Origin of the sequence: Sphingomonas sp. OV641 (assembly GCF_900109205.1) — a bacterium.
Taxonomy (GTDB): domain Bacteria; phylum Pseudomonadota; class Alphaproteobacteria; order Sphingomonadales; family Sphingomonadaceae; genus Sphingomonas.
On record NZ_FNZB01000001.1, the window covers coordinates 593,130 to 618,967 of the forward strand.

Below are 25,838 nucleotides of genomic sequence, written 5' to 3' on the forward strand. Positions count from 1 at the left end.
ATCCCAAGGCAGACGGTTGCGCACGGGCGAGAGGGCCCGAGACGCGCCCTCGTCAAGCGAGGGCGCGCGGCAAGGTTTAGGCGACGCGCTCCTCGAGCATCGCGAACTGATCCACGGCGGCAGTATCGTCATGGTCGGTCAGCGTGGTCGGATAGTCGCCCGTGAAGCAGGCGTCGCAATAACCTGGACGGAACTGCGACCGGCTCTTCTGCCCCAACGCCTTGTACAGGCCGTCGATCGACACGAAGGCGAGACTGTCGGCATGGATGAAATCGGTCATCGCGCCGAGATCATGCGTGGCGGCGAGCAGCTTCGCGCGTTCGGGCGTGTCGACGCCGTAGAAGCAGCTGTGCTTGGTCGGCGGACTGGCGATGCGCATGTGCACCTCTGCCGCGCCGGCCTCCCGCATCATCTGCACGATCTTCAGGCTGGTGGTGCCGCGAACGATCGAATCGTCGATCAAAACGACCCGCTTGCCGGCGATCAGCGCGCGATTGGCGTTGTGCTTCAGCTTGACGCCGAGATGGCGGACCTTGTCGCCCGGCTGAATGAAGGTGCGGCCGACATAATGCGAGCGGATGATGCCGAGTTCGAACGGGATGCCGCTTTCCTGCGCATAGCCGATCGCCGCCGGTACACCCGAGTCGGGCACCGGGATGACCAGATCGGCATCGACCGGCGCCTCGATCGCCAGCTGCTGGCCGATCGACTTGCGGACCGAATAGACCGAGTGATCGTCCACGATCGAATCCGGGCGGGAGAAATAGACCCATTCGAAGATGCACGGGCGGGGCGCGACCGGGCCGAACGGATGGATCGAGCGCATCTCGGTACCCTGGACGATCACGAGTTCGCCGGGCTCTACCACGCGGACGAACTCGGCACCGACCACGTCGAGCGCGACCGTCTCGCTGGCGAAGATGATGGACCCGTTGAGCTTGCCCATGACGAGCGGGCGAATGCCGAGCGGATCGCGGCAGGCGATCATGCCCTCCGGCGTCATCACGATCAGCGCATAGGCGCCCTCCACCTGCTTCAGCGCGTCGATGAAGCGATCGAGCAGCGTGCGATAGTTGGAGGTGGCGACGAGGTGAATGATCGTCTCGGTGTCGCTGGTCGACTGGAAGATCGAACCACGGCGGATCAGCTCCCGGCGGAGCTTCATCGCATTGGAGATGTTGCCGTTGTGCGCCACGGCGAATCCGCCGCTGGCCAGCTCTGCATAGAGCGGCTGGACGTTGCGCAGCGCCGTCTCTCCGGTGGTGGAGTAACGGACGTGGCCGCAGGCAACGGTGCCCGGCAGCGCGCCGATCACGGCCTCGCTGTCGAAATTGCCGGCGACATGGCCCATCGCCTTCTTGGTGTGGAAATGGGTGCCGTCAAAGGAGGTGATGCCGGCGGCCTCCTGGCCGCGGTGTTGCAGGGCATGGAGCCCAAGCGCAACCAGGGCAGCAGCGCCATCGGAGCCGGAAACTCCAAAGATGCCGCACTCCTCGTGCAGATGGTCGTCGTCGAAAGGATTGGTGGTCAGCATGGCGGTGGGGGCTCGCGTCGTGCGCGGCCCATATAGCGCTTGTCTCGGATTTGTCATGGGGGGGTGGAGCGATCGGAGCATCAATGGGTTGTTCGCACGCGAGAGGAGACCCGGCGATGGCCAAGGATCATGGCGCGCAGATCAAGGACGATGCGCTCTACGAGGAGCTGCGCAAGAAGGGCGAATCGAAGGAAAAGGCGGCGCGGATCGCCAATGCCAAGGCGAACGGATCGCTGGATCACCGCGGCGACAGGCTGGAGGACCGCACCAAGGACGACCTCTACGAAGAGGCGCAGGAGATCGGGATCGAGGGGCGATCCAAGATGAACAAGGCCGAGCTGGTGGATGCCATTCGCAACCATAAGTGAGGGCGGTCAAGCGGGCTGGCGATTCGCACCGCCGCGCGGATAAGAATGCGGCATGACCGATGCGCGCGAACAGGGCCTGGCCCTTGACCCGAAATATGACTCCGCAGGGCTGGTGACCGCCGTTGTCACCGATGCGAACAGCGGCGAGATGTTGATGGTCGCGCATATGAATGCGGAGGCATTGGCGGCGACTCGGGAGACTGGCAAGGCGACCTTCTGGTCGCGCAGCCGCCAGGCGTTGTGGGTGAAGGGCGAAACCTCCGGTCACGTTCTGACCGTGCGCGAGTTGCGCGTGGATTGTGACCAGGACGCGATATGGGTCATCGCCGAGCCCGCTGGCCCCGCCTGTCACACGGGCGCGCGGTCCTGCTTCTATCGCCGGATCGTATCGGGCGGGCTGGAGCGCGTTGATTGAGGGCAGGGCAGATGCGCGGCACAGTCGCGCTGGCGATCGGATTGGTGCTGGCCGGATGCGGGCAACAGGAGCGCAAGGCGTCGCCCGATGATGCCCCGGGAGCGGGCCTAGAGGAGGCGGCAATCCGCGCTGGCATCGTGATCGATCCGGCGAGGCGCGATCCTGTCGGCGCCTTCGGGTCGGCCACCGACAAGATCTGCATCGTTCCGCAGGGTGACAATTACCGGGTGGGCGCGAGTGTCGATTATGGCGATCGGCAAAGCTGTGTCGCGCGCGGCACTGCGACCGGACGCGACCGGCTGCGGCTGACGTTCGGGGAGGAATGCACCTTCGAGGCGGCATTCGACGGCGCGCGCATCACCTTTCCCGCGACCCTGCCGCGAGCATGCGACAGCCGGTGCACCGGCCGCGCGACGCTGACCGCGGTAAACGCCAGCCGGCTGAGCAGCGCCGAGGCCGAGGCCCGCGCCATGCGCGGGCCGGACGGGCAGCCGCTTTGCGGTTGACGTTCACGTAAGCGGAACGTACTGGCGCCGGCATGTCGATTGCTGGCGTCTTTGACTCGCTTCCGCCCCGAACGGATCGCTCCCATTTCAGTATCAGTGATCTCGCGGCGGAGTTCGACGTGACGCCGCGCGCCCTGCGCTTCTACGAGGACGAGGGACTGATCGCGCCGGAGCGGCGCGGCACGGCCCGCATCTATTCGCATCGCGATCGCGCGCGGCTCGCCTGGATCCTGCGGGGGAAGCGCGTCGGCTTCAGCCTGGCCGAAATTCGCGAGATGATCGACCTGTATGACATCGGCGACGGGCGACACACCCAGCGCGCGGTGACCATTGCGCGCTGCCGTGCCCGGATCGATGCGCTGACCGCGCAAAAGGCGGACATCGATGCGGCGATCGCCGAACTCGAAGATTTCGTTTCCCTGATCGACTATCCCGAACACAAGGACTGAGCCTTCATGCCGCAATATACCCCGCCAGTGCGCGACACCCGCTTCGTCCTGGAGCATGTCGTTGGCCTGTCGCGCCACGCCAACGTCCCCGGTTTCGCCGCCGCTACGCCCGATACGGTGGATGCCGTTCTGGAGGAGGGTGGCCGCTTCGTTGCCGAGGTGCTGTTCCCGATCAACCAGTCCGGCGATCAGGAAGGCTGCACGCGGCATGAGGACGGATCGGTGACGACGCCGGCCGGCTTCAAGGAAGCGTATAAGCAGTTCGTGGAATCCGGCTGGGGAACGCTTTCCGCGCCGGAGCAGTTCGGCGGCCAGGGGATGCCGCACGTCATTTCCACGGCGTTCCAGGAATATATGATCTCCGCCAATATGGCGTTCGCCATGTATCCCGGCCTGGCCCATGGCGCGATCGCGGCACTGGTGGCGAAGGGATCGCCCGAGCAGCAGGAAAAGTATCTGCCCAAGATGGTGTCGGGCGAGTGGGGCGGCACCATGAACCTGACGGAGCCGCAGTGCGGCACCGACCTGGGCCTGATCCGCACTCGCGCCGAGCCGCAGGGGGATGGCTCCTACAAGATCACCGGCACCAAGATCTTCATTTCAGCCGGTGAGCATGACTTGACCGACAATATCATCCACCTCGTCCTGGCGAAGACGCCGGGCGCGCCGGACAGCTCAAAGGGCATCAGCCTGTTCGTGGTGCCAAAGGTGATGGTGAACGACGATGGCTCGCTGGGTGAGCGCAATGCCGTTTCCTGCGGCTCGATCGAGCACAAGATGGGTATTCACGGCAACGCCACCTGCGTCCTCAACTATGACGGGGCGACCGGCTGGCTGGTCGGCGAGGAGATGAAAGGCCTTGCCGCGATGTTCATCATGATGAACGCGGCGCGCCTGGGTGTCGGCCTGCAGGGCCTGGCGGTCGGTGAGACGGCGTTCCAGAACGCGGTGCAATATGCCGAGGATCGCCGCCAGGGGCGTGCGCTGACCGGTGCAGCCGAGCCCGAGGAAAAGGCCGACACGCTGTTCGTCCACCCGGACGTGCGCCGCATGCTGATGAACGGCAAGGCATGGCTGGAGGGCCTGCGCGCCTTGTGCCTGTGGGGCGCGCTTCAGGTGGATCTGGAGCATAATGCCGAGGACGAGGCGGCACGGCAGGAAGCGGCCGACCTGATCGGACTGCTGACCCCGGTGATCAAGGGCGTCGGCACCGACAAGGGCTATCAGATCGCGACCGATGCGCAGCAGGTCTATGGCGGCCATGGCTACATCCAGGAATGGGGCATGGAGCAATATGTGCGCGATGCCCGGATCGCGATGATCTACGAGGGCACCAACGGCGTGCAGGCGATGGACCTCGTCGGTCGCAAGCTGGCGATGAACGGTGGCCGTGCGATCCAGCTGTTCTTCAAGATCGTGGCGCAGGAATGCGCGGCGGCGAAGAGCGGGCCGGCGGCCGATCTCGCAACCCGGCTAGAGAAGGCGCTGGGTGAGCTTCAGGCGGCGACCATGTGGTTCATGGGCAACATTTCCAACCCGAACAACATCGGTGCGGGCGCGGTGCCGTACATGCACCTGCTGGGCGTCGTGTCGGTCGGCCTGATGTGGTTGCGCATGGCGGTTGCCGCGGCGGCGCTGAAGGACACGGGCGAGGGCGACGCCGCCTTCCTCGAGGCGAAACTGGTGACGGCGCGCTTCTTTGCGGAGCGGGTGCTGCCGGAGGCCGGCGCCTATCGCCGCCAGATCGAAGGCGGGGCAGAGGCACTGATGGCACTTCCGCCGGAGATGTTCCGCGCGGCCTGATCGCCGCGCACAGGATCGTTCGGGTCGAACGATCCGGTAATTGACTGGTTAACCATGCCGGGGAGCGTTCGCGCTTTCCGGCATGGTCTTTTTCGCTTGGCTAACGATCCGCGCTTGATCGCTCGGTTCAGCGAGGTGTGCCGCATGAACAGGGTACTTGCCCGCGCGAGACACCTGCAAATTCTCCTCACGCCGGCCTCGTCACCGCAACCAACGCTTCGGAAGCCTCACGCCATTGAGTTTGGGGGAACAGTGGATCCCGGCACGAGGCTGGAATGACGGGCTTGTGAGGTAGGCAAAGGGGTTTCGAACGGCGCCGCTTTGCCCGGGAGGCGGATAAATCGGCGGGATCAACCTCCAGCTCGCGGCGGCAGCGGCCCTTCAAATTTCGCCGGCCCCCCACGGCTCCGATCTCTACTCAACCCCGGCCGCATTCCCCGGCACTGGTTCAGCCATGTCCCCCTTGCGGCGTATGCCGTCGAGCTCGGCAGGGCCGCGGGCGTTGTCGCGCGGGACGGGGGCGGCGCGGAGGGCGAGGCGCTTCATGCAGGGCGAGCGCGTCTTGAACTCGTCGCAGTTCCACAAGGCGCGTTCGAGATTGCTAGCGCGATCGCGGATGTAGCTGAACGACATGGCGTTCATCTGCTCGGGCGTGAGGGGCAGGGTGAAGGCCATGGCATCCGGCTCCGTCCAGCCCATGAACTTGCAGCGCGCCCGATCACCACAGGAGGCTATCGCCATGCCGTGAAAGGTATCGGCCTGCGCGGGATTGAGCATCGTCAGGAACGTGTCGCGATCGCCGGCTAGCGGCGCGGGCGTGCGGCCGAAGAAGGGGACCGTCTCGGCAAGCTGACTTTCATCAGCCAGCGGATCGCCGCCGCGATGATGTTCGGAAATGGCGGCGAGCTGGGTGATCGTGGCTTCGCCGGGCTGCTGGCCACGGTTGAAGGCAGGGCCGGTGCCCCACCAGCCCTCCCAGCGGAAGAACAGATGCGTATGGACCTCGGCAATCTTGTCGAGGCTGGAGCTCCAGTACGGCACCACCCAATCGGTGTGGTAGTGCGTTGCCCAGCCGACCGGCTTGTACACCGCGCCGCGCAAAGCCTTGGTCGCGATCTCCCGCGCGCGAGTCCAGGCGACCTCCGAAGGCGTGCGCCGAAGCGCGCCGTCGCAGGTGAAGGTGAACTGGCAGCCGGTGCTCCGCTCCGCGCCCTGAAACACGACGCCGCAAACCGTCTTGGGGAAGGCGGGGTGGCGCAGCCGGTTCAGCACCACCTGCACGACCGCGCGCTCGCCGACCGCATCGTCGCCGGCCTCGTAGTAAGCGGCGGCGGCGAGACAGTCGGTGGCGCGGGCGAAGGCACTCGCATCGCCGACGAAGCGGAACGGGCGGGCGGGCGGGACCGGGCCTTTCACGAAGGGAACGGCGGCATTGATCGCGCGCGCGTCCTCCGGCGCGATCTCGGCATATTCCACCGGCTCGACCGGCGGCGGTGCGGCCCGGGGCAGGACGCGCGGCTGGCGCAAGATGATCGGCCGGCCGACCTCGACGATCGGCTGCGGCACCAGATTTGTGACGATCAGCGGCAAGGCGATCGCGATGAGCGCGATCAGGGCAAGGATCAGGTGAAGCGGTCGAACGGTCGGCACGCGGGGGCGCTTAACCTAATTTGCCGGCGCGGCGAAGCTGGCACGCGACACCAAGCGTGTCCCTGGCTGCGACATCGGCGGAACAGGCGGCGAGGAAAGTGCTCCCGGCCGGCTGTTCCGCGATTAGGTCACCCGTCGCGCGGCGGCTTACGCCTCGGGCAGGAACTCGGGCACCGACAAATACCGCTCGCCGGTGTCATAGTTGAAGCCCAGGACGCGTGCGCCATCGGGAAGGTCGGGCAGCTTCTGCAGGATCGCCGCCAGCGTCGCGCCGGACGAAATGCCGACCAGCATGCCTTCTTCGCTGGCCGCGCGGCGCGCCATGTCCTTGGCGACGTTCGCGTCCACCTCGATCACGCCGTCCAGCGCCTGGGTGTGGAGGTTCGCGGGGATGAAGCCAGCGCCGATGCCCTGGATCGGGTGCGGGCCGGGCTGGCCGCCACCGATGACGGGGGATGCCGCCGGCTCGACGGCGAAGACCTTCAGGTTCGGCCATTCCTTCTTCAGCGTTTCGGCAACGCCCGTGATGTGGCCGCCGGTGCCGACGCCGGTGATCAGCACGTCGATCGGCGAATCGCGGAAGTCGTTCAGGATCTCCTGCGACGTGGTCTTCACGTGAACGTCGATGTTGGCAGGGTTTTCGAACTGCTGCGGCATCCAGGCACCGGGCGTGGTCTCGACCAGCTCAAGCGCGCGCTCGATGGCGCCCTTCATCCCCTTCTCGCGCGGCGTCAGATCAAAGGTGGCGCCATAAGCGAGCATTAGGCGACGGCGCTCCAGCGACATGCTTTCGGGCATGACGAGGACGAGCTTGTATCCCTTCACCGCGGCCACCATCGCTAGGCCGATGCCGGTGTTGCCGCTGGTCGGCTCGATGATCGTGCCGCCCGCCTTCAGGTCGCCGGAGGCCTCTGCCGCCTCGATCATGGCGAGCGCGATCCGGTCCTTGATCGAGCCGCCGGGGTTCGACCGCTCCGACTTGATCCAGACTTCGGATCCCGGAAACAGCCGCTGCATCCGGATGTGCGGGGTGTTGCCGATCGTGTCGAGGATCGTGTTCGCCTTCATGGCTGAGATACTCCATGCTGTGTTTCGGGCGGGATGACCGAGAGCGGTTCCTCGGGCGGATCAAAGGTCTTGGCCTGCTTCAGTTCCGGAAACAACCGCGACCAGAGGAGCGTGATGCCGATCGCGCCGACGCCCCCGACCACCACGGCGCCGACCGGCCCGAGGAGCGACGCCATGAGGCCGCTTTCCGCCTCGCCCAGTTCGTTCGAGGCGGAAATGGTGAGCTGGCTGACGGCGCTGACGCGGCCGCGCATCTCATCGGGGGTGTGAAGCTGGATCAGCGAGCCGCGCACGTACATCGACACCATGTCCGCGCTCCCCGCGACGATCAGCGCGGCGAGGCTGAGCGCGAAGCTGGTGGATATGCCGAACGTCAGGATGGCGAGGCCGAAGATCACAACCGCGATCAGCATCTTCCGGCCGACGTCCGTTTTCATCGGGCGGAAGGAGAGAAAGATGCCGGTGAGCGACGCGCCGATCCCCATCCCCGCGGCGAGCAGGCCAAGGCCGGTCGGGCCGACATGAAGGATGTCACGCGCATAGATCGGCAGCAGCGCCGTGGAACCGGCGAGCAGCACGGCGAACAGGTCCAGCGTGATTGCCGCCTGCACCAGCCGGTTGCGCTTCACATAGGAAAAGCCGTCAATAATCCGCGCCAGCGGTCGACGGTCCTTCTGCGCCGCCGGCTGTGGCACGCGGCGGATCGTCAGCAACATGACCAAGGCCAGGAGGAACATCGTTGCCATGCCGGCGTAAGCGGTGATCGGCCCGATAGCGAACAGGAGGCCGCCGACGCTGGGGCCGGCGATGAAGCCGACCTGCATGGCAATGGAGCCGAGCGCTATGGCGGTGGGCAGGCTTTCCCGCGGGACGAGGTTTGGCGCCAGCGCCCCATAGGCCGGGCCGGCGAACGCGCGCGCGACGCCGACGAGGACCGCGGCACCGAACAGCACCGGCAGGCTGATCCAGCCTTCCCAAGTCGCCAGGCCGAGCAGCATCACATTTGCGGCGAGCAGGGTGGTGGTGCCGCGCACGATCCAGCGGCGGTCGACCGAATCCGCGATTAATCCGACGATCGGCGTCAGGAGGAAAAGCGGAACGAACTGCGCCAGGCCGATCATGCCGAGAAGGAACGCGGCGTCGCGTATGTCCATCGTCTCGCGCGCCATGCTGTACACCTGCCAGCCGAGGACGATGGCGAGCGCCGATTGCGCAATCGTGCTGGCGAGGCGGGCCAGCCAGTAGCTGCGGTAATTGGCGATGCGAAGCGGGTGAATGGCGGCTGACATGCGGCTGCGGACTTAGGTCGCGCTCCTTACCGACACAACGGGCAATGCCACAGCGTTGCGCGCGGCTCGGGTTGGGGCCTATAGGCCGCATTCTCCCTTTCCCCTAGGAACCTGCGAGGTCCAGCCCCGTGGCAAGAACAGCCCGCGCCAAGAGCGCCGAACCGCCCGTACCCAATCGTGAACGTCCCAACGAGCCGCAGCCTTATGAGGCGTCCAAGGACGAACTGCTGCAATTCTACAAGGACATGCTCCTTATCCGCCGCTTCGAAGAGAAGGCGGGCCAGCTTTATGGCCTGGGCCTGATCGGCGGCTTCTGCCATTTGTACATCGGCCAGGAAGCCGTGGCCGTCGGGTTGCAGTCCGCGCTGACCGAGAAGGACAGCGTGATCACCGGCTATCGCGACCATGGCCACATGCTGTTGTGCGGCATCCCGCCCAAGGACGTGATGGCGGAGCTGACCGGCCGTCAGGCCGGCATCTCCAAGGGCAAGGGCGGCTCCATGCACATGTTCAGCGTGGAGCATAAGTTCTATGGCGGGCACGGCATCGTCGGTGCCCAGGTGTCACTGGGCGCCGGACTTGGCTTTGCGCACAAGTACAACAATGATGGCGGCGTGTGCCTGGCCTATTTTGGCGACGGCGCGGCCAACCAGGGCCAGGTGTACGAAAGCTTCAACATGGCGGAGCTGTGGAAGCTGCCCGTCATCTTCGTCATCGAGAACAATCAATATGCCATGGGCACGAGCGTGAATCGCGCTTCTGCCGAGGATCAGCTGTATCGCCGCGGCGAGAGCTTCCGCATTCCCGGCATCCAGGTTGACGGCATGGACGTGCTGGCGGCGCGTGGTGCGGCCGAGGCGGCGCTCGAATGGGTGCGCGCCGGCAAGGGGCCGATCATCCTGGAGATGAAGACCTATCGCTACCGCGGCCACTCGATGTCCGATCCGGCCAAATATCGCAGCCGTGAGGAAGTGCAGGCGGTGCGCGACAAGTCCGATCCGATCGAACACGTGAAGAGGCTGCTGGATGCCAAGGGCGTCAAGGAAGACGAGCTGAAGGCAATCGAGAGCGAGATCCGCAAGGTCGTGAACGAGTCCGCGGACTTCGCCGAGAGCACCCCCGAACCCGATCCCAAGGAACTGTATACCGACGTGCTGGTGGAGAAGTATTGAGATGGCGATCGACATCAAGATGCCGGCGCTCTCCCCCACCATGGAGGAGGGCACGCTCGCCAAGTGGCTCGTCAAGGAAGGCGACACGGTGAAGTCCGGCGACATCATGGCCGAGATCGAGACCGACAAGGCAACGATGGAGTTCGAAGCGGTCGACGAGGGCACCGTGGGCAAGATCCTGGTCGCCGAGGGCACCGACAATGTGAAGGTCGGCACCGTCATCATGCAGCTGCAGGGCGAGGGCGAAGAAGCCGGTAACGCCGACAAGGCGCCGGCTGAAACCAAGGACGACGAGCCCGAGCCCAAGGCAAAGGCCGACGCCAAGAAGGACGATGGCGTCGAAGATTCGGCTCATCCGGCGCAGGAAAAGGTGGAAACCGGCGCGCGCCAGATGTTCGAGGCCGCGAAGCACGACGCGGAGGTTGCCGACCCGGCGATCCCCGCGGGCACCGAGATGGTCAAGACGACCGTCCGCGAGGCGCTGCGCGATGCGATGGCCGAGGAAATGCGCGCGGACGAGCGCGTGTTCGTGATGGGTGAGGAAGTCGCGCAATATCAGGGCGCGTACAAGGTCACGCAGGGCCTGCTCGATGAATTCGGCGACCGCCGGGTCATCGACACGCCGATCACCGAATATGGCTTCGCCGGTGTCGGCACGGGCGCGGCGATGGGCGGGCTCAAGCCCATCGTCGAGTTCATGACGTTCAACTTCGCGATGCAGGCGATCGATCACATCGTGAACTCGGCCGCGAAGACGAACTATATGTCCGGCGGCCAGATGCGCTGCCCGATCGTGTTCCGCGGCCCGAACGGCGCCGCGAGCCGCGTCGGCGCGCAGCACTCGCAGAACTATGGCCCGTGGTATGCCAGCGTGCCGGGCCTCATCGTGATCGCGCCCTATGACGCGGCGGATGCCAAGGGCCTGCTGAAGGCCGCGATCCGCTCCACCGACCCTGTTGTGTTCCTCGAGAACGAGCTGCTCTACGGCCGCTCGTTCGAGGTGCCGAAGCTGGACGATTGGATCCTGCCGATCGGCAAGGCGCGCATCATGCGCGAGGGCAAGGACGTGACGATCGTCAGCTATTCGATCGGCGTGGGCCTGGCGCTGGAAGCCGCCGACAAGCTGGCCGAGGAAGGCGTCGAGGCGGAGGTGATCGACCTGCGCACGCTGCGCCCGCTCGACAAGGAAACGGTGCTCAAGAGCCTAGCCAAAACCAACCGCATGGTCGTGGCCGAAGAAGGCTGGCCGACCTGCTCGATCGCCAGCGAGATCATCGCGATCTGCATGGAGGAGGGCTTCGACGATCTCGACGCCCCGGTCGTGCGCGTGTGCAACGAGGACGTGCCGCTGCCTTATGCCGCGAACCTCGAGAAGCTGGCGCTGATCTCGTCCGACAAGATCGTCGAGGCGGTGAAGAAGGTGACGTACAAGGAGTAAGTGCAGGCTCCGCCCGCTCATTTGGTGGGCGGGCGGAGCGCGCTCGATGCTCAGAGATCGTAACGGGTGCAGACGCTTGGCGTGCTTCCCGTTGCGGCATTCAGCGTTTCGGAGGCGCGTTCGCGAACGGTGAACGACGCTTCCGACCGGATCACCGGCGTGCCAAGGACGACGGTCGAAAAAATCGGTTCGTACACATAGGTGACTTCGGCGAAGATCATCGCGGAACCGGCCGATGCGGCGATCTGACGCCCGGTGGCGCCCATGGCCTGAAGCGAAGCATCATTGGCACCTTTCCCCTGCGTGCCATATTGCGGCTGCGATTCAGTTCGGTTGAGCGTTCCGCTACAGCGCTGCCAGAGGATGGTCTGTCCAGCGAGCGACCCCGTCTTCCCGTTGGGCATGACATCGCTCAGAACGATCCGGCCTCGGGTGGCGAAGTTCATCGCTTCGCCCACGATCTTGCCGCCGAGCAGCACTTCGTTGACGTCTGCCTCACTGATCGATTCACGAACGCGCGCTGCATTATCGGCAGCGGTGGCCGCGATCTGATGCACGCGCAGGATGGAGATGCCATAATTGGCGATCTCCACGCCATAAAGGGCAATGGTCAGTACGATCGGCAGCGTGAAGGCGAACTCCAGCAACGCCAGCCCTCGCTGGTCGCGATGGAGGCGGCGAAGCAGATGTGGCATCAGTTGCACCGGATCGTGGGCTGCGCGCGCGACGTAAACGGCTGGTTCCGCAGAACAGTGGAAGCCACGATCTTCTGCGCCGACCCCCAGCCGAGTATCTTGTTCACCGGCATGATATTAGGATATTCCACCGTCACCGTATAGCGAACGATGTCGTCCGCCGTACCGATGCCAGTATTGTATTCGAGATCGTACACGCCATTGTTGTTGGCGTCTTCATAGCAATCCCCGACATTATATCTGCCGACTGGATCCGTATCCGACGTGATCTTTTCCGGCTTTCCGACGTTGGAGAAGTTGAAGAAGCTTTCCTTCTGGATGCTTTTGACGTTGCTCGCGTCGGAGAGCATCGCGACACGTTCCTTGATCACGTTGTCGATGGTCTCGCCGGATTGGTCGCCGACCGTCGCGAGACGTGACGCCTCCAGCAATGCGCCTTGAACGATCGCGGTGAGGTACGCTCGATAGCCGATCTCAATGCCAGCAGCCAGGATCATGCAGATTACCGGGATGATGAGCGCGAATTCGACGATCGTAGCGCCGCGGCGATCGGACCGAAGCGCTTGTATCATTGGCTGAGCCTCAGCGATCCGATCTTGGATCCGATTTCCTGGAATTTGGCGATCAGATCGGCAGAAGACGAGATACCCGCCGCCTTGCTGTCATCAGACGCACACTTCCGCATGTCGTCCGTAAGCGTGGTCGCGAATGCGATCACCCAGACTTCGGTATTCTGGCTCTTGGCCGCGTTGCACGCCATACGGAAGCGCTGAAGATGGCGGTTGAGTTGAGCGGTGCTGCCGCTGGCGGTGCCAAGAACACGCTTGTCCAGGCTTTCCACGCCATAGGTGGTGTACTCGTTCATATTGGGCGACAGGTCGCCATCCGTCATGAAGATGATGTACTTGCGCACGTTGAAGCCGCGCAACTTCACCGGGTTGTCCGGATCGTTGGGATTGTTCGTTTCCGGTGTCGAGGAAGCGAAGATCCCGTAGGGCGAAATGAAGCGGGCGCCCCAGATCATTCCAATGTCGTGATAGGTAGATCCTTGAGGATCGAGCGAGTTGAGGTAGCTCGTGAAGGATGCCTTGTCGTTGTAATATTCCCGCAGGCGAGACGCCTGACTGGCGCAGTAGCGGGTTTCTGTTGCCTGGGAGTTCTCGTTCACCCTGTACACGACTTCCGGCCACCACGGCGCCCAGCGACTTTCGTCAGAGTTCGGGATGCGATTGATGTCGAGGTCCCATGCGTCGCTCGGCGCGCTGGTGCTGCTGCCGCCATTGATCAGGACATTGTTGGTAATTCTCTCTTCGATGCAGCCCGCCCAACTGGATCGTGTTCCTGGAGCCGTTGGCGTGCTCACGGAAGATCCGGTGACGTATTGCGATATGTCGATCGGAAACTTGCCCCACGTCGGGCTGCCATTTGTGGTTGTCGTCGTCGTGATCGTGCAGATACCGAGCAAATTTCCGATGATCGCCTGGTAAGAGCCATTCGCCGCGTCGCACTGCGACTTGCTCGTGTAACGCTGTTCAGTCGACGTATTTGTTTGTGTCGGAGTAACCCGGGTGTTGTAAAGGTAGTTACCGCTCCGGATGTATGTCGGGTTCTTGGCATATACCAGGCGCCCGACATTGATCGTGGCGTTGTAGGGGACAAACCCGTAGCGCAGCCTCAGGTTATTGGAATGTAACTGATCCTGAGCGGACTTGAGGGTGTCGTAAAGAGAGGTTGCTGCGGAGCGCAGTGCGCTCATTTTCGAATTGGACGCTTCAACCTCGTTGCAGTTGCCGGAAACGCCCGGAGCGCAATTCATCGACCCCGACATGTCCAGAACAAGCATGATGTCCGTGCCGACAAAGTCCTGGGTTGCAGAACAGGTCGCCGAGATGCCGAGCGTGTTGAAGCCGAACATCTTCATGATCGTCGTCGGGATGCTGGTGGCCGCCGTCACCCGGAGGGTTCCCTGCTGCGGAATGGTGATGGCCGGTTCGAAGTTGGCGGCTTCGAAGAAGGGGACCGGCGAACGCGGAAAATTGAAATCAAAGTATTTCAGCGTTTCCGTACGCAGCGCCGTGGTGACGGTCGTGCCCGTCAGCAGTCGACGTCCCGCCAGCGCGCCGGCGTCGCACGCCTGACGAAGGCGGTTCTGCGCCATATAGGCGCGCGTCATGTCGACGCCCGATCCGATCAGCGCGAGCAGAGGGATCATCGCTGCCGCCATGATCGCCAGCGTGTTACCCCGAACATCGCGGCGCAGACGTGCGAGGAACTGCGCAGCCCCGTGTTTCTCTTCTCGCTTCAAGCCTAGCACAGACATAATCGCGTAACCGCGACGCCTTGCCCGGTAATGCCCTAAGCTATTGTAAGGTAACGTGGTTAATGGTCAGGGCCGCGCGCTACCGACCTCCTCGCCTGACGGGAAGGTTGTTGAAGGGGGCGTTTAGCAGAGAGGGGCAAAGCACCTCGCCATCGCCGGTGAGAGAGGGGCGGGTAGGGCTACAAGCCGGTTGCCGTGTTGCAGTTCTTCTTGGGGGGAAAGCGGCTGCTCGGCGTCGGGCTTTGGAAATCCTTGTTACGCGCACGGAACATCGCTGTCCGGGTGAAGCTTTCTTCGAGCCGCAGCCATTGCATGGGATAGCTGCTGAGCAGCGGCTGGTAATTGTATGTCACCTGCACGTGGAAGAGGATCTCATCCAGCGGCAGCATGCGGCTGTTCGGCAGTGTCGCCAAAGCGGTGGTCAGGTTGCAGCCGAGCGTCGGCGCCGCTGTCGTATAGGCGCCATCGAAGCGCTGCCACAGGATGCGGTTCTCGACATCGCCATTATTGTCGTTGTCGGTCCCCTTCACCGCGGTGATGATGACGCGGCCGTGATCGGCCAGATCGAATGGCTGCGCCGTCAGCTCGATCGCGCTGAACAGGTCGTAGATCTGCCCCTCGGTCGCGCCAACGCTTCCCGTGCCGCTCTGCGCGACAAGGTCGGCGGTCATTGCCGCAAGACGCTGCACGCGATTGTGCGCCATCGCATAATTGCCAAGTTCAAAGCCGCTCATGATCACCGCCAGCAGAAGCGGGGCGAACAAGGCGAATTCGAGCATTGCCACGCCGGATTTGTCGGCGATCAAGGACCTGAAGGATCGGAGCTTCACGCCGCCTTCCTCACAACCGCTTCGTTGCGCACCACGGTGGTCGCGGTGAGTGTTGTCTCATTGGGAATGCCGATCCACGACGTCAGCCCGCCGAACAGCATCCTTTTGGGGAAAACGGCGGTGTAGGACACGACATCGCCTGGTCCGCCAAGCTTGCCGGGGATCTGCACTGCCGGATCCCAGACGCCATTACGGTTACGGTCGATGTAATCCTCCCCAACGTCGTACACGCCATTGCGGTTCGCGTCGGTGAAGTTCTCGGGCGTTGCGGACGAGAAGTCGTGAAACACCTTGGTGGTGATCGTCACCGTCCGATTGGGCGCCGTGGGGAAGCCGCTCATGGCATTGATGATGCTTGCGCGGGTCACCGTTTCGCGCGCGTCCTCGCTGCTTTCCAGCGTGGCCGTCGCAGCGCGCGCAGCCTCCACGACAGCGCCTTCCAGCGCGGCGCGGGCGAACATCATGTGTCCGACTTCAAGCGTGCCGCAGATCATCGCCAGCATCACTGGCGATATGAGGGCGAATTCGACCACGGTCACGCCGCGCCGGTCGCGGCGAAGGGCTGATATCATCGTCTTCATTTCGTGAGGTGCAGGTCGACGAGTTCGGTGGCGATGTCGTCAAATGCGGACTTGAGCGACGCCGTATCGGATGTTCGATAGACGCGTCCCGGTGCGCACCGCTCGAACATGGCGAGCGTGTTGGCGTTGGTGGTCGTCAGCGCGATGATGTACACCTTGGGCGCGTTGGTCTCCGCCTGAAGCGACGCGCACGTCTTGGAGAAGCGTCGTTCGGACTGCGTCGTCAGACCGCCGGCACTGGCGCTGATCGGCGCGTCGGCATAGTTTCCGTAGAAGGTGAACGTACGATCGGTGAAGCCGTTTTGCGCCGCGCCGAGCGCCGTTTCACCATCGGTCATGAACACCAGCGCGCGCTTCGCCTCCTCGTTGGTCGGGTTACTGCGCGTGAACACGTCGTCGCGCACCAGGAGGCGATAGCCCCACAGCAGGCCCGCATGGTGCAATGTGCCATTCGCCGGATAAATCGCGCCATTCTTCTGGCCGATCACCGTGTCTACCCAATAGGATTTCGCCTTGCCGTATACGATCGGTTCGGCCTCCTCCGGACATTGCCAATTGGGGCTTGGCGGTTCCGTCTTGTTCTGAGAACCACTGTTCGTGCTGCCGCCCTTCGGGTTGATCGTGTAGGCAGTAGCAGGTTTCCAAGCTCCGAAGTTCGGAATACGATCATAGTGAACCTCGAACGGCGTGCCGCTCTGAGTGGTGAAGTTCCACGAATACATCTTGGGATCGTAGAAACCGCCACCCTTCAGCGTGATTACGTCATTGGCATTGTTGGCGGCCGTGTCGTTGAGGCCGAGATAATAATAATACATCCATCGCCGGTATGGCGAAGAGGACAAGGCCGGAATGTTGTTGAACGCGTAATTGATCACGTTCGCGTCCATGTCGGTGATCTTGTACAGGTTGAAGCCAGGTTCTACATTGGCGACCTGATAGTAATCATGTGTCGGATCGCCGGTCTTGTCTGCGGTGACATTTCCCGCCTGCATCTTCGGCACCCAGAAGGGCGGGATGAAATAGGGTGTGACCGGCGGGTGATTGTTTTCACCCGGGAGTGAACGAACAACGTCCCATGCGCCCGTTTCGGGCGTGGAGTAGTTGGTATTGATGTCCTTCACACTGTCATCGGCAAGAACGCAGCCCTTCCAGGCCATCGGGTTGCTGGGCCAGCTTCCGAAAGACTGCATGTAGCTGTCGTTGAAGCCGGGCAGCGTGCGTACGGACGAGGACCGCCACTTGGTCAGCAAGTGACCGACGTTCACCGTGATGTCATACATCACAAAGCCAAGCGCGAGCTCCTTTCGGGTCTCGGCGCCTTGATAAAGGATTTCGACGAAGCTCTTAGCGGCATCCTTCGTCGCAGTCATGCGGGTCTTCACCACGCCGTTCGCGTCTCTTGGAAGGTTGTCCTTCATGGACCCGGTGTTGTCGAGCACGACCATCACTTCCAACGGACGTGGCTGGAGTTCGGCGCGCGCTACCGCCCGCACGGGTTGCTTGTCGAAACCCAGCACGCTCATGAAGGTCAACGGCAGGTCGGCGGATGCTTCCACCGTCGTGATGTTGATGCCTTTGTCAGTCGTGAAGGTCGGCGTGACCTGCAGGTTCTGAGAATGCATGTAGCCGAGCGGAAAGTTGCCGAAGAAATAGGCCTCGACCTGTTTCGATCGGCCCTTGGCGCTCGTGTCCGTCACGGCAAAGGCACGCGCACCTGCCAGCGCCGCCGCGTCGACGCCGGCCTGCAACTGGCTTTTCGTCATGTAGATGCGGGCGGCGTCGATGCCACTGCCGATCGCGCCGATCGCCGGAATGGTAAAGGCGGCCAGGATTGGCAAGGCCGCCCCGCGTTTGTCGCGCCACAATAGGCTGGGCAGTCGCCCAGTAAATTTGCGTCCCACTCGCATTTCGCCCCAGTTGAAGCTAATTGTCCCGGAGCCGCTCTAGGCGCTCAGCCGCTAAACCCGCATCAAACGACATGGTTAACGACACAGATACCTTCGGGATCGACCCTGCTGCCGGCCATCCCGAGCGCGCGCTGGCGCTGGGCTATGCGCCGGAGGCGGTTCGGCCCGCGATCAGCGCGTTGTTCGCGCTGGACGCCACCTTGGCCAAGCTGGCGATCGGGACGCGGGACGCGATGGTCGCGCAGTTGCGGCTGACTTGGTGGCATGAGGCGCTGTTGGCGCTGGGGCAAAGCGAGCCGCCGGCACAGCCGATCCTGCGCACGCTGGCGGCGGCGAGGGTGGATGGCGCAGCGCTGGCCCGGATGGAGATCGGATGGGAGCGCTTGCTGCAAACGCCGGATGAGGAGGCGCTGATCGCGTTCGGTGAGGAGCGCGGCATGCTGTTCACCGAGGCGGCACGGCTTGCCGGCGCAGCGGACGATGCGACTGCGGCCGGCGCGGGCTGGGCGCTCGCCGATCTGTCGCGGCTGACAGTCGATACGGATCTTTCCGCACGCGCGGCGGCGCTGGCGCGGCCGCTTGTCCAGCAAGCATCGGCGCAGCGATGGAGCCCGGCGGGGCGGTTCATCGGCGCGCTGCTCCATGTCGCTGCAGCCGATCTGGCCGGCGAGCGGCCGGTGGGTGCGCCGGGCCGGGTGTTACGCCTTGCCTGGCACCGGCTGAGCGGCCGCTAGGCTTGCCGATGCGGATGAAGCCGCTAGCATGGCCGCCGGGGGAGAGCGGGGCATGTGGCGGTATCTGGCCGGCGGACTTGCGGCATTGTTGATGGTGGCGGCCGGCTGGACGTTGTTTTCCGGCCGGGCGCGTACCGATCCCGTGCTTCCGCCGGCTCCGCCGTCGTCGGGCGCGACAAGCGTGCTTCAAGATGACGCTCCGGGCGATCCTCCCGTACCGGAGGCGAGCGAGCGGACACGCGAGGAGAAACGGTTCGACCGGTACGACAAGGATCGCGACGATCGGATCGGGCGCGAGGAATATCTGGTGTCCCGTCGCAAGGCCTATGCGAAACTGGACGCGAACAGCGATGGGCGGCTGACCTTTGACGAATGGGCGGTGAAGACAACCACCAAGTTCGCCACCGCCGATCGCGATAAGTCCGGGAGCATGGACCGCGCCGAATTCGCCACCACCGCCGTCAAGCGCTCCGCCAAGCCGAAGTGCGCCTGTCCGGCAGGCAGGGACGAGGATAATTAGGCAGCCATCCATGCCGCCAGCGCGGCGCGGGCGCGATCGGTGTACATCTTCTTGCGATCGGCCTTTCTGGTGCGGCCTTCGATCGGCGGGAAGAGGCCGAAATTGACGTTCATCGGTTGATAGGTCTCCGCCACCGCAGCACCGGTGATGTGATTGAGGAGCGCGCCAAGCGCCGTCTCGACCGGGGGCGGGGCCATCGTCCCGTTGGCCAGCTCAGCCGCGGCGAAGCGACCCGCCAGCAAGCCGATCGCGGCGCTTTCGACATAGCCCTCACAGCCTGTGATCTGACCAGCGAAGCGGACGTTCGGACGCGACTTCAGCCGCAGCTCGGGATCGAGCAGCTCGGGCGAGCGGAGGAAGGTGTTGCGGTGGAGGCCGCCGAGCCGCGCGAACTCGGCATTCTCCAGCCCGGGAATGGTGCGGAACAGGCGGACCTGCTCGGCGTGCTTCAACTTGGTCTGAAAGCCGACGATGTTCCAAAGCGTGCCTGCGGCATTGTCCTGCCGCAGCTGAACGCAGGCATAGGGCCAGCGACCTTGCGGATGCTCGGGCGATTCCGTGCCGGGCTGGTCGAGGCCGACGCCCTTCATCGGGCCGAAGCGCAACGTCTCGCGCCCGCGCTCCGCCATCACCTCGATCGGCATGCAGCCTTCGAAATAAGGGACGTTCTCCCACTCGCGCGGCACGCTCTTCTCGCCGGCGAGCAGGCCTTCGACGAAAGCGTCGTACTGCTCGCGGGTGAGCGGGCAATTGATGTAATCGGTGCCGTCGCCCTTGTTCCAGCGCGACTGGAACCAAGCCTTGTCCATGTCGATCGTATCGCGGTGGACGATCGGCGCGATGGCGTCGAAGAAGGCGAGGGCGTCCTTGCCCGTCTCACCGGCGATCGCCTCTGACAGGCCGGGCGCGGTGAGCGGACCGGTGGCGATGATCGCCGGGCCGTCGGGGAGCGTGTCGATCCGTTCGCGCACGATGGTGATGTTCGGATGCGCCTCGAGCGCGGCGGTGACGCCGGCGGAGAAGCCGTCTCGGTCGACCGCCAGCGCGGATCCGGCGGGCACCTTGTGCCTGTCACCCTCGCGTAGGATCAGCGAGCCGAGCGCGCGCATTTCCTGATGGATCAGGCCGACCGCGTTGCTGTCGGGATCGTCGGAGCGAAAGCTGTTCGAGCAGACGAGCTCGGCGAGGTGATCGGTATGGTGCGCGGGGGTGTTCTCTCCCGAGCCGCGCATTTCGGAAAGGCGAACCTTGTGGCCGGCTTCGGCAAGCTGCCAGGCGGCCTCGCTCCCGGCGAGCCCGCCGCCGATAACGTGGATGTCGTGGGTCATTCGTCGCGCGATAGCCGGGCGAGAGCGGGAAGGAAACGGGCAGGACCGATGTCGCGCACTCAACCGGTGATCGTCCGAGGACGTTGACCATGGGACGACCAACGCGGCGCCGATGTCCTGGCGCACCACGTCAAATTTCGGCTTCCAGCTCCTGCAAGCTGCGGCCGTGCGTTTCCCGGCCCGCCCGCGCGACCAGGACGGCCGATAGCCCCACCGGCACGATCAGCGCGATGGCGGCGCCGCCGAGTGTCGGGATCAATCCCGCGAAGGCGCCAAGCTGGACCGCGACGCCGCCGAACTTGCTGCTCCCCGCGATCAGCCCTGTCGCACGGCCACGTACCGACATGGCGTAGCTTTCAGCGGCATAAGGAAGCAGCACGGCGATCAGGCCGTTGGTGCCGATCACGAGCAGCGCAAGCACGGCGATCAGCACTGGTGGATCGGAGAGGATTGGCGCGGGCAGGAGTGCGCCGGCAAGGCCGATGAAGGTCAGGAGAATGGTGCCGATCAGCGTGCGCTTGCTGCTCCAGCGGCTGTAGAGCAGCGCCGCGAGCAGGATGGTTGGCAACGCCACGAGGGCCGAACTGGCGATGATGCCGCTGGCAAGTTCCGCGCTGAACCCGCGGTCGCGCAGGTCGGAGGGTAGCCACAGCAACAGGCCGAAGTTGACGAAGCTCCACGAAAGAGCGGTGACGACCAGCGAGAGCGTCAGCCTGGTCTGGCTTCCATGCTGCGCCAGCTCGGGCGAGCCGCCGACAGGAAGTTTGCGCCGGACGATGCCGAACCGCCGCGTCATCATGGCCAGCTCGTCCTGCAATCCCCGGACGAGGAGAAAGCGAGGCGATTCCGGAATCCAGCGCGCCATCGCAAGCAGCAGCAGGCCAGTTGGGAAACCCTGCAGCCAGAGGCTTCGCCAGCCATAGGACGGCTCCAAAAGGCGCGCCGCGCCACTGGCCGCAAGATAGCCGCCGACGAGGCCGGTGCCGCCAACCAGAACGAGTACCCAGCTGCGATGCCGGGGCGGCATGACTTCCGCCAGCAAGGTGTAGACGACCGGCAGCATGCCACCGGCCGAGCATCCCATGAGGAAGCACATCACCAAGTTCCACTCGTAGGACGGCATCGCGCCGCAGATCGAGGTGGATACGAAAAGGATGGTGGACAGCAGGATCGAGACCCGCCGGCCGTAAACGTCGGCCAGCCAGCCCCAGAGGAAAGATCCGACGGTGGTGCCGCAGAGCGCGACAAATGGCAGCAGCGCGGCAGTCGATCGCTCGATGCCATATTCCAGCCGCAGCCCGGGCAGCACGAAGCCGAGCGTCGCAGGCTTCATCGTGTCGATCACGAGCCCCAAAGTAAGGACGACAATGACCGCCGCATGAGTGCGGGTGAGCGGGGTATCATTGGATGCCTCGAACACAATGTCTGCGCCGGCGCGCGGATCAGGGCGCGTCTTGGGCAATGCGCCGTACAGGGCAGCCGGAACGCCAACCCCGATCAGCGCCATGCCAAGGTACATCCAGCCGTCCATCGGCATTCCCGACAGATGATTGCCCATCGAGTGCGCCATCGCCAGCATCGGCAGGTGAAGCAGAACCCCCAGGCTGATGGCAGCGCACCCGACCCAGAACATCGGCCATCGTTCACCCACGACGGATCGCCGCGCGCCGATCACGTGACTCATTGGTTTGCCCCGGTCCTCATCGGCCGCCAGTAGAAGAGGAACGGGAGACAAGGAAGATGCCTGTGCCGCGCGGCACAGGCGACTCAACCAGCTGCCTTCGCCAGCCCCTTCGACAGCTGCAGCGCGCCGTGAAGCCGCGCGGCCGGATCGGCCCAGTTGCGCTGCAACGCGAGTTTCGAGTCGGGGCGCAGCTTCGCAATCGGGCCAAGCTTGTCGACATAGGCCAACAGGCCAGCGACGTTTGGCGGTGTATCATCGTGGAAGCTGACCAACGCGCCCTTGGGGCCGACGTCCATTTTCGCGACGCAGGCCGTCTTGGCGTTCATCTTGATCTCAATGACCTTGACGAGATTGTCGGTCGCTTCCGGCAAAGGCCCGAAGCGATCGATCATTTCCGCCGCGAAGGCCTCCAGCTCGCGCTTCTCGTCGAGTTCGTTGAGGCGGCGGTAGAGTGCCATGCGCAGGTCCAGATCGGGGACGTATTCTTCCGGGATCAGGATCGGCGCATCCACCGTGATCTGCGGCGAGAAGTCGCGCGGGCGGCTGGCGAGGCCGCCGGCCTTGGCATCCATGATCGCTTCTTCGAGCATCGACTGGTAGAGTTCGTATCCCACCTCCTTGATATGGCCGGACTGTTCGTCGCCGAGCAGATTGCCAGCGCCGCGGATGTCGAGATCGTGGCTCGCCAGCTGGAAGCCGGCGCCCAATGAATCCAAGTCGCTCAGCACCTTAAGGCGCTTTTCCGCGGCTTCGGTCATCTGCCGCTCGGGGGGCGTGACCATATAGGCATAGGCGCGCGTCTTGGAGCGGCCGACGCGGCCGCGCAGCTGGTAAAGCTGGGCGAGGCCGAAGCGGTCAGCGCGGTTGACGATCATCGTGTTGGCCGAGGGGATGTCGATGCCGCTCTCGATGATCGTGGTGGAGACGAGCACTTCAAACTTCTTGTCGTAGAAGGCGCTCATCCGCTCCTCGACCTCGCTTGCCGCCATCTGGCCATGGGCGATGACGTAGCGGATCTCGGGGACTTCCTTGCGGAGATATTCCTCGATGTCGGGCAGGTCGGCGACGCGCGGGGTGACGAGGAAGCTCTGGCCGCCGCGATAATGTTCGCGCAGCAGCGCCTCGCGCAGGACGACGGGATCCCAAGGCATCACATAGGTGCGCACCGCGAGGCGGTCGACCGGGGGCGTCTGGATGACGGAGAGTTCGCGCAGGCCGCTCATCGCCATCTGCAGCGTGCGCGGGATCGGCGTTGCGGTGAGGGTGAGGATGTGGACGTCGGCGCGGAGCGTCTTGAGGCGTTCCTTGTGGGTGACGCCGAAGCGCTGTTCCTCGTCGACGATGACGAGGCCGAGGCGCTTGAAGTCGACGTTCTTGGCGAGGAGCGCGTGGGTGCCGATGACGACGTCGATCGTTCCGTCGGCAAGGCCTTCCTTGACGCGCTTGGTCTCCGCCGCGGTGACGAGGCGCGAGAGGCGGCCCATCTGGATCGGGAAGCCTTCGAAGCGGGCCATGAAATTCTGATAGTGCTGGCGCGCGAGAAGCGTGGTGGGGCAGACGACCGCGACCTGCATCCCCGCCATCGCCGCGACGAAGGCGGCGCGCAGCGCGACCTCGGTCTTGCCGAAGCCGACGTCGCCGACGATGAGGCGGTCCATCGGCTTGCCGGCGGACAGGTCGGCGAGCGTTTCCTCGATCGCGCGATCCTGATCGTCGGTTTCCTGATAGGGGAAGCGGTCGACGAAGCTGGGGTAGCCGCTGGAATCGGGCTCGGCGACTTCACCCTGGCGGAGCGCGCGCAGCGCGGCGGTGGCGATGAGTTCACCCGCGATCTCGCGGATGCGCTCCTTCATCTTGGACTTGCGGCGCTGCCATGCTTCGCCGCCGAGCCGGTCCAAGCTCGCGCCCTCCTCGCCGGAGCCGTAGCGGCTGAGGACTTCGAGGTTTTCGACGGGGACGTAGAGCTTGTCGCCGCCGGCGTACTCCAGCTGCACGCAATCGTGCGGGGCCTTGGCGACGGGCACCTGCGTGAGGCCGACATAGCGGCCGATGCCGTGATCGGTGTGGACGACGAGATCGCCGGGGGAGAGCGTAGCGAGTTCGGCGAGGAAGGCGTCGGCGGACTTGCGGCGCTTGGCGCGGCGCACGAGGCGGTCGCCGAGCATGTCCTGCTCGGTGAGGACGGCGACCCTGGGCGCGGTGAAGCCATGGTCGAGGGGGAGGACGATAAGGGCGGTCTGCGTTTCCCCGACGCCCTGTGCCTCCTGCCAGGTCTCGACCGCCTTGGCGCCGGTGAGGCCGTGGTCCTTGAGGAGGTTGGCGAGGCGGTCACGAGCACCGGGAGAATAGCTTGCGAGGACAGGGGTGCGGCCGTCTTTGCGCAGCGCCTTGAGGTGATCGACGACGGCTTCGTAGACGTTGGTGTTCGCGGCGCGCTCGGGCGCGAAATCACGCGGGCCGTCGACGTTGAAGTCGATCACCGTGGCTGACTCGGGCTCGTGGAACGGAGTGGTGACGTGGGCGGTGGCGGCGGTGAGCGCTTCCTCCCACTCCTTCGGCGGCATGTAGAGCGTCTTGGCCGGGAGCGCGCGGTAGCTGCCGGGCTGGGCGGCCTCAGCGCGTTTCCGGTTCTCGTAATAGTCGGCGACGGCCTCGAAGCGTGCCTCGCCGGCCGCCTTCACGCCGCCGTCGCGGACAATCAGCGCGTCGTCGCCGAGATGGTCGAAGAGGGTTTCGAGGCGCTCCTCGAACAGCGGGAGCCAATGCTCCATGCCGGCGAGGCGGCGGCCTTCGCTGACCGCCTGGTAAAGCGGGTCGCCCGTCGCGGTGGCGCCGAAGGTTTCGCGGTAGCGGCTGCGGAAGCGCTTGATGCTCTCCTCGTCCAGCAGCGCCTCGGAGGCGGGGAGGAGGGTGAAGCCCTTGATGTTGCCGGTGGTGCGCTGGTCGGCGGGGTCGAAGGTGCGGACGCTCTCGATCTCGTCGCCGAAGAAATCGAGGCGGAGGGCCTGGGTTTCGCCGGAGGGGAAGAGATCGACCAGGCCGCCGCGGACGGCATATTCGCCGGCGTCGTGGACCGTGTCGGTCCGGACATAGCCGTTGGCGGAGAGCAGCGCGGCGAGCTTGTCGCGGGCGATGCGCTCGCCGGGTTTCAGGTTGGCGACGAGCTGGCGGATGCGGAACGGGGTGAGCGTGCGCTGGGTGGCGGCGTTGACGGTGGTGAGGACGAGCTGCGGGGTTTTCGGCTTGCTCTGGAGCTTGTGGAGGGCGCCGATGCGTTCGGCCATGACGCGCAACGTGGGGGAGGCGCGGTCATAGGGCAGGCAGTCCCACGCCGGATATTCGACGATCTCGATCTCGGGCGCGAAATAATGCGCGGTGGCGGCGATGGCGCGCATCGCGGCTTCGTCGGGCGCGATGAAGACGGCGCGGGTCTTCGCGGCGCGGGCGAGATCGGCGAGAAGGCTGGGGAGGAAACCGCTCGGCACGCCCGCGAGGGTGAGGGGGGTAGTGGCGGTGAGGATCGTCTTGAGGTCTGGCATCTACGTCC

At 64.6% G+C, this 25,838-nt stretch carries 22 protein-coding genes; 9 read left to right on the plus strand and 13 right to left on the minus strand.

Annotation, left to right across the window (positions count from 1 at the left end; genetic code table 11):
• Nucleotides 1–76 precede the first annotated feature (76 nt).
• Nucleotides 77–1,534 carry an amidophosphoribosyltransferase gene (purF, locus tag BMX36_RS02635; protein WP_066780197.1) on the minus strand — a complete coding sequence of 486 codons (1,458 nt, stop codon included), beginning with the start codon at nucleotides 1,532–1,534 and terminating at the stop codon, nucleotides 77–79.
• Nucleotides 1,535–1,650: 116 nt separating this feature from the next.
• On the opposite strand from purF, the gene BMX36_RS02640 reads away from it, so the two are divergent.
• From BMX36_RS02640 to BMX36_RS02660, 5 genes are read left to right on the plus strand one after another with little or no spacing between them, the layout of a single operon-like run.
• Complete coding sequence (locus BMX36_RS02640; protein WP_066780199.1) at nucleotides 1,651–1,902, plus strand: Rho termination factor N-terminal domain-containing protein; 252 nt, start codon at nucleotides 1,651–1,653, stop codon at nucleotides 1,900–1,902.
• Between the two features lie 52 nt (nucleotides 1,903–1,954).
• Nucleotides 1,955–2,317 (plus strand): phosphoribosyl-AMP cyclohydrolase, encoded by a 363-nt coding sequence (gene hisI, locus BMX36_RS02645; RefSeq protein WP_066780201.1) that lies wholly within the window; start codon nucleotides 1,955–1,957, stop codon nucleotides 2,315–2,317.
• Between the two features lie 11 nt (nucleotides 2,318–2,328).
• Nucleotides 2,329–2,823 (plus strand): hypothetical protein, encoded by a 495-nt coding sequence (locus BMX36_RS02650; protein ID WP_093063592.1) that lies wholly within the window; start codon nucleotides 2,329–2,331, stop codon nucleotides 2,821–2,823.
• A gap of 32 nt (nucleotides 2,824–2,855) precedes the next feature.
• Nucleotides 2,856–3,272, plus strand: a complete 417-nt coding sequence (locus BMX36_RS02655; protein ID WP_066780203.1) for a MerR family transcriptional regulator — start codon at nucleotides 2,856–2,858, stop codon at nucleotides 3,270–3,272.
• Nucleotides 3,273–3,278: 6 nt separating this feature from the next.
• Complete coding sequence (locus tag BMX36_RS02660) at nucleotides 3,279–5,075, plus strand: acyl-CoA dehydrogenase C-terminal domain-containing protein (RefSeq protein ID WP_093063593.1); 1,797 nt, start codon at nucleotides 3,279–3,281, stop codon at nucleotides 5,073–5,075.
• A gap of 414 nt (nucleotides 5,076–5,489) precedes the next feature.
• Here BMX36_RS02660 and BMX36_RS02665 read toward each other — a convergent pair whose 3' ends face one another.
• From BMX36_RS02665 to BMX36_RS02675, 3 genes are all read right to left on the minus strand, one after another.
• Nucleotides 5,490–6,725, minus strand: a complete 1,236-nt coding sequence (locus tag BMX36_RS02665) for a cell wall hydrolase (protein WP_093063594.1) — start codon at nucleotides 6,723–6,725, stop codon at nucleotides 5,490–5,492.
• Between the two features lie 147 nt (nucleotides 6,726–6,872).
• Nucleotides 6,873–7,793 carry a cysteine synthase A gene (cysK, locus tag BMX36_RS02670; RefSeq protein ID WP_066782201.1) on the minus strand — a complete coding sequence of 307 codons (921 nt, stop codon included), beginning with the start codon at nucleotides 7,791–7,793 and terminating at the stop codon, nucleotides 6,873–6,875.
• Nucleotides 7,790–9,082: an MFS transporter gene (locus BMX36_RS02675; protein WP_066782200.1), complete on the minus strand. Its 1,293-nt coding sequence runs from the start codon at nucleotides 9,080–9,082 to the stop codon at nucleotides 7,790–7,792. The genes cysK and BMX36_RS02675 overlap by 4 nt, the downstream gene beginning before the upstream one ends.
• Before the next feature lie 128 nt (nucleotides 9,083–9,210).
• On the opposite strand from BMX36_RS02675, the gene pdhA reads away from it, so the two are divergent.
• Both pdhA and BMX36_RS02685 read left to right on the plus strand, forming a co-directional pair.
• Nucleotides 9,211–10,254: a pyruvate dehydrogenase (acetyl-transferring) E1 component subunit alpha gene (gene pdhA, locus BMX36_RS02680; RefSeq protein ID WP_093063595.1), complete on the plus strand. Its 1,044-nt coding sequence runs from the start codon at nucleotides 9,211–9,213 to the stop codon at nucleotides 10,252–10,254.
• Nucleotide 10,255: 1 nt separating this feature from the next.
• Nucleotides 10,256–11,692: a pyruvate dehydrogenase complex E1 component subunit beta gene (locus BMX36_RS02685; RefSeq protein ID WP_093063596.1), complete on the plus strand. Its 1,437-nt coding sequence runs from the start codon at nucleotides 10,256–10,258 to the stop codon at nucleotides 11,690–11,692.
• 50 nt (nucleotides 11,693–11,742) lie between these two features.
• Here BMX36_RS02685 and BMX36_RS02690 read toward each other — a convergent pair whose 3' ends face one another.
• The 6 genes from BMX36_RS02690 to BMX36_RS02715 all read right to left on the minus strand — a co-directional run bounded on the left by BMX36_RS02690 (nucleotide 11,743) and on the right by BMX36_RS02715 (nucleotide 17,956).
• Entirely contained in the window at nucleotides 11,743–12,387 is a 645-nt protein-coding gene (locus BMX36_RS02690; protein WP_093063597.1) for a TadE/TadG family type IV pilus assembly protein, read from the minus strand.
• On the minus strand, nucleotides 12,387–12,959 hold the full coding sequence (locus BMX36_RS02695; protein ID WP_066782196.1) for a TadE/TadG family type IV pilus assembly protein: 573 nt from the start codon (nucleotides 12,957–12,959) through the stop codon (nucleotides 12,387–12,389). The genes BMX36_RS02690 and BMX36_RS02695 overlap by 1 nt, the downstream gene beginning before the upstream one ends.
• Complete coding sequence (locus BMX36_RS02700; RefSeq protein ID WP_177179001.1) at nucleotides 12,956–14,692, minus strand: TadE/TadG family type IV pilus assembly protein; 1,737 nt, start codon at nucleotides 14,690–14,692, stop codon at nucleotides 12,956–12,958. The genes BMX36_RS02695 and BMX36_RS02700 overlap by 4 nt, the downstream gene beginning before the upstream one ends.
• 194 nt (nucleotides 14,693–14,886) lie before the next feature.
• Nucleotides 14,887–15,537: a TadE/TadG family type IV pilus assembly protein gene (locus BMX36_RS02705; protein ID WP_093063599.1), complete on the minus strand. Its 651-nt coding sequence runs from the start codon at nucleotides 15,535–15,537 to the stop codon at nucleotides 14,887–14,889.
• Nucleotides 15,534–16,118, minus strand: coding sequence for a TadE/TadG family type IV pilus assembly protein (locus BMX36_RS02710; RefSeq protein WP_256210630.1), 585 nt, complete (start codon nucleotides 16,116–16,118; stop codon nucleotides 15,534–15,536). Before BMX36_RS02710 ends, BMX36_RS02705 begins: the two co-directional genes overlap by 4 nt.
• Nucleotides 16,115–17,956 carry a pilus assembly protein TadG-related protein gene (locus tag BMX36_RS02715; RefSeq protein ID WP_177179002.1) on the minus strand — a complete coding sequence of 614 codons (1,842 nt, stop codon included), beginning with the start codon at nucleotides 17,954–17,956 and terminating at the stop codon, nucleotides 16,115–16,117. The genes BMX36_RS02710 and BMX36_RS02715 overlap by 4 nt, the downstream gene beginning before the upstream one ends.
• Nucleotides 17,957–18,096: 140 nt before the next feature.
• On the opposite strand from BMX36_RS02715, the gene BMX36_RS02720 reads away from it, so the two are divergent.
• On the plus strand, nucleotides 18,097–18,759 hold the full coding sequence (locus BMX36_RS02720; RefSeq protein ID WP_093063601.1) for a squalene/phytoene synthase family protein: 663 nt from the start codon (nucleotides 18,097–18,099) through the stop codon (nucleotides 18,757–18,759).
• Between the two features lie 52 nt (nucleotides 18,760–18,811).
• Nucleotides 18,812–19,279: an EF-hand domain-containing protein gene (locus BMX36_RS02725; protein WP_093063602.1), complete on the plus strand. Its 468-nt coding sequence runs from the start codon at nucleotides 18,812–18,814 to the stop codon at nucleotides 19,277–19,279.
• Here BMX36_RS02725 and trmFO read toward each other — a convergent pair.
• From trmFO to mfd, 3 genes are all read right to left on the minus strand, one after another.
• A complete protein-coding gene (gene trmFO, locus BMX36_RS02730) occupies nucleotides 19,276–20,607 on the minus strand; it encodes a methylenetetrahydrofolate--tRNA-(uracil(54)-C(5))-methyltransferase (FADH(2)-oxidizing) TrmFO (protein WP_093063603.1) in 1,332 nt (443 codons plus the stop codon). The two genes, BMX36_RS02725 and trmFO, sit on opposite strands and share 4 nt — an antisense overlap.
• A gap of 130 nt (nucleotides 20,608–20,737) precedes the next feature.
• The gene (locus BMX36_RS02735; RefSeq protein ID WP_256210631.1) at nucleotides 20,738–22,291 is read right to left on the minus strand and encodes an MFS transporter; all 1,554 of its coding nucleotides are present in this window, start codon (nucleotides 22,289–22,291) and stop codon (nucleotides 20,738–20,740) included.
• Between the two features lie 83 nt (nucleotides 22,292–22,374).
• Nucleotides 22,375–25,830 carry a transcription-repair coupling factor gene (mfd, locus tag BMX36_RS02740; protein WP_093063604.1) on the minus strand — a complete coding sequence of 1,152 codons (3,456 nt, stop codon included), beginning with the start codon at nucleotides 25,828–25,830 and terminating at the stop codon, nucleotides 22,375–22,377.
• Nucleotides 25,831–25,838 lie beyond the last annotated feature (8 nt).